The 2242-nt window shown below is 76.4% G+C and carries 2 protein-coding genes; both read left to right on the plus strand.

All coding sequences use genetic code 11. The features are described 5' to 3' along the window. Positions 1 to 302 precede the first annotated feature (302 nt). Positions 303 to 1229, plus strand: coding sequence for an ABC transporter ATP-binding protein (locus ACI783_RS19750; RefSeq protein WP_457142029.1), 927 nt, complete (start codon positions 303 to 305; stop codon positions 1227 to 1229). Next, entirely contained in the window at positions 1226 to 2083 is an 858-nt protein-coding gene (locus tag ACI783_RS19755; RefSeq protein WP_457142030.1) for an ABC transporter permease, read from the plus strand. Before ACI783_RS19750 ends, ACI783_RS19755 begins: the two co-directional genes overlap by 4 nt. Positions 2084 to 2242 lie beyond the last annotated feature (159 nt).

Below are 2242 nucleotides of genomic sequence, written 5' to 3' on the forward strand. Positions count from 1 at the left end.
CCGCCCCCCCCGCCCCCCCGCCGCCCCCCGGGCCCCCCCCCCCCCCCCGGCGGCCGCCCCCCCCCCCCCCCCCCCCCCCCCCCCCCCCCCCCCCCCCCCCCACGGTGAGCTCAGCTGATCCCCGGAGAACGGCCGGGGAACGGCGGGCGAACGGCGAGGAGGAGGCTCAGGGCGGTCTCAGGGTGCCTGGTCGGGGCCGCCTCAGGGTCGGTTGGGGGGCCTCCCCGATGTACCGCGGGAGCGCGCGCCGACAGGCTCTCGGGCATGGACACAACCGCTGCTCAGCAGGCCCGGGCTCCGCGATGATCGTCGCCCGGGACCTCACGAAGACGTACGGCTCCAAGGTCGCCGTGGACGGCGTCAGCTTCACCGTGGAGCCCGGCCGGGTCACCGGCTTCCTCGGCCCGAACGGGGCCGGCAAGTCCACCACGATGCGGATGATGGTCGGCCTGGACCGGCCCACCAGCGGCAGCGTCACCGTGGGTGGCCGCAGCTACGCCGACGTCCCCGCGCCCCTGCGCTCGGTCGGCGCGCTGCTGGAGGCCCGGGCGCTGCACCCGGGGCGCAGCGCCCGCAACCACCTGCGCTGGCTGGCCGCCAGCAACGGCATCCCGGCCAAGCGGGTCGACGAGGTGCTCGACCTGGTCGGCCTCACCGACGTGGCCGACCAGCGGGTCGGCCGGTTCTCCCTCGGCATGGGCCAGCGGCTGGGCATCGCCGTCGCGCTGCTCGGTGAGCCGCCGGTCGTCGTCCTCGACGAGCCGGTCAACGGCCTGGACCCCGAGGGCATCCGCTGGGTGCGCAACCTCGCCCGCGAGCTCGCCGAGCAGGGGCGCACCGTGCTGGTCTCCAGCCACCTGATGAGCGAGATGGCGCTGACCGCCGACCACCTGATCGTGATCGGCCGCGGCCGCGTGCTCGCCGACTGCTCCATGGCGCAGTTCATCACCGACCACGCCGCCTCCTACGTGCGGGTGCGCAGCCCGCGGCCCGGCGAGGTCGCCGAGCTGCTGCAGCGCTCCGGCCTGGACGTCGACCGGCACGGCGACGAGCTACGGGTGCAGGGCCTGGACGCCGCCGGCGTCGGGGAGCTGGTCGGCGGCGCCGGCCTGAACCTGCACGAACTCACCCTCGTCCAGTCCTCGCTCGAGGACGCCTTCATGACCCTCACCGCCGGCAGCGTCGAGTACGGCGCGCACCCGGCCGAGCCCGTGGGAGCCCTCCGATGACCGAGTCCTCGACCCTCGCCGCACCCCCTCCCGCGCCGGACGTCGTCTCCCTCGACCCCGACCGGCACGTGCCCGGTGTCCGGACCCCCGGCTTCGGGGCGGCGCTGCACGCCGAGTGGATCAAGTTCTGGACCGTCCGGTCGACCCGCTGGGCGCTGTCGTTGCTGTTCCTGCTGGGTGCGGGGATGACCACGCTGATCTGCTGGGCCCTGGCCCGGGACCTCGCCAGCGGTGAGGCGGGTGAGCCGGCCGCGGCGTTCGTCACCTGGGGCATGCTCTTCGCCCAGCTCACCGCGGTCGCGCTGGGCACGCTCGTGGTCACCGGCGAGTACGGCACCGGGATGATCCGCGCCACCCTCACCGCGGTGCCCCGGCGGGGGGCGGTCATCGCCGCCAAGGGCCTGCTGGTGGTCGGCACCCTCTTCCTGGCCGGCCTGGTCACCGCGGTCGTGGGGTACCTGGCCGGCAACTGGTTCCTCGACCGGGAGGGCGTGGGCGTCGCACTGTCCGACGACGGCGTGCTGCGGGCACTGCTGGGCAGCGGTCTGTACCTGGCGGGGGTCGGGCTGTTCGGCCTGGCCCTGGGGCTGCTGATCCGCAACAGCGCCGCCGCGATCACCGTCGGCATCGGCGTGCTCTTCGTCATCGGCAACCTGGCCTTCGCCCTGCCGGGGACGTGGGGGGAGTGGATCGCGAAGCTGCTCCCGGGCAACGCGGGTGCGGTGGTGAGCCAGGTGGCGACGTTCGACGGCTCCCCGCTCCTGGGTCCCTGGGCGGGGTTCGGTGTCTTCGCCGCCGAGACCGCGGTCCTGCTCGCCGTCGCCGTCGCCCTCTTCCGCCACCGCGACGCCTGAAGGAAGGCCCCCTTGCCCCCCGCCACTCGCAGGCTCGCGGCGGGCCCCTGCAAGGGGGCCGACCGGGGGGGGGGGGGGGGGGGGGGGGGGGGGGGGGGGGGGGGGGGGGGGGGGGGGGGGGGGGGGGGGGGGCGGGGGGCGCGGCGGGGGCGCGGCCGG

It is taken from the genome of Modestobacter sp. SYSU DS0511 (assembly GCF_054050755.1).

Coding starts and splice junctions, on each gene's coding strand:
- ACI783_RS19750 (WP_457142029.1), top strand. CDS start 303: ATGATCGTCGCCCGGGACCTCACGAAGACGTACGGCTCCAAGGTCGCC.
- ACI783_RS19755 (WP_457142030.1), top strand. CDS start 1,226: ATGACCGAGTCCTCGACCCTCGCCGCACCCCCTCCCGCGCCGGACGTC.